This is a genomic window from Candidatus Magnetobacterium casense (assembly GCF_019173545.1).
In the GTDB taxonomy this organism is placed as follows: Bacteria; Nitrospirota; Thermodesulfovibrionia; order Thermodesulfovibrionales; family Magnetobacteriaceae; genus Magnetobacterium; species Magnetobacterium cryptolimnobacter.
In genome coordinates, this window is sequence record NZ_JABXWD010000783.1 from 1 (window position 1) to 1076 (window position 1076).

1 protein-coding gene is annotated in these 1076 nt (G+C 50.0%); it reads left to right on the forward strand.

What is annotated here, in order from left to right; genetic code table 11:
- Window positions 1-163 precede the first annotated feature (163 nt).
- Window positions 164-1076: M28 family peptidase (locus tag HWQ67_RS19485; protein WP_304413906.1), on the forward strand; the 913-nt coding region annotated here is incomplete at its 3' end.

A 1076-nucleotide genomic window follows, 5' to 3' on the forward strand; every position in this document is an offset into this window, starting at 1 on the left:
TTTAAGATAGAAAACGGTATGAGCTTTTGCTGATCACACACCAGATAGTCACACCCTCGCCAATTTTGTCCCAAAAAAATATCGCTCACACCTTCACTGAGAATTGCTGAAAATATTCGGATAATGTTGCAATCACTTGGGATATTATTATACAATGCCCCATATGAAGTTCAAACCTAAAAGAAAGAGGCTGTGGCTATCGATACTCATACGTTGGACTGTTATTGTGGGCATTGTTGTATCGACCGTGGTATACATAGAAAGTATGCCGGGTGAGTTATACAAGGGCGTCCTCAGACCGTTGTCTGCGGAGGAGGAGCTATTAAAGCAGAATCTCAGACAACACGTGGTCAAGCTGTCACAAGAGATCGGCCACAGAAACACGGAGCACTACAAGGGCTTGGAGGCCTCTGTGGAGTACATCAGGGACGTCCTTGTTCGATACGGATATAGCGTCAGGTTTCAGGAGTACACGGTCAGGCACAAGACCGTAAAGAATATTGAGGCGCAGATTGATGCACCCTCCGATGAAATCATCGTAGTTGGCGCCCACTATGACTCGGTGCAGGGCAGTCCGGGGGCAAACGACAACGCCTCCGGTGTGGCCGCAACTCTGGAGCTTGCACGTCTTCATGCAGGGAAAAAGCACCGACGTACCTTACGCTTTGTGTTGTTTGTAAACGAAGAGCCTCCGTACTTTGAAACCGAAGATATGGGCAGCCGCCTCTATGCCAGGGAGGCCAGAAAGCGTGGTGATAAGATTGTCGGCATGGTCTCACTTGAGACAATCGGTTTCTACTCCGACAGTCCCGGCAGCCAAAAATATCCCTCTATACTCAAGTACTTCTATCCCGATACGGCAAACTTCATAGGCTTTGTCAGCAACATCTCATCACGGGGGCTTCTGTATCGTTGCATAAGGGCCTTCCGCAACACCACGGCATTTCCCTCCGTGGGCACCGTGGCCCCGGCGTGGATACCAGGCATAGGGTGGTCAGACCACTGGTCTTTTTGGAAGGATGACTATCCGGCGATCATGGTTACGGACACCGCCCCGTTTCGCTACGTACACTATC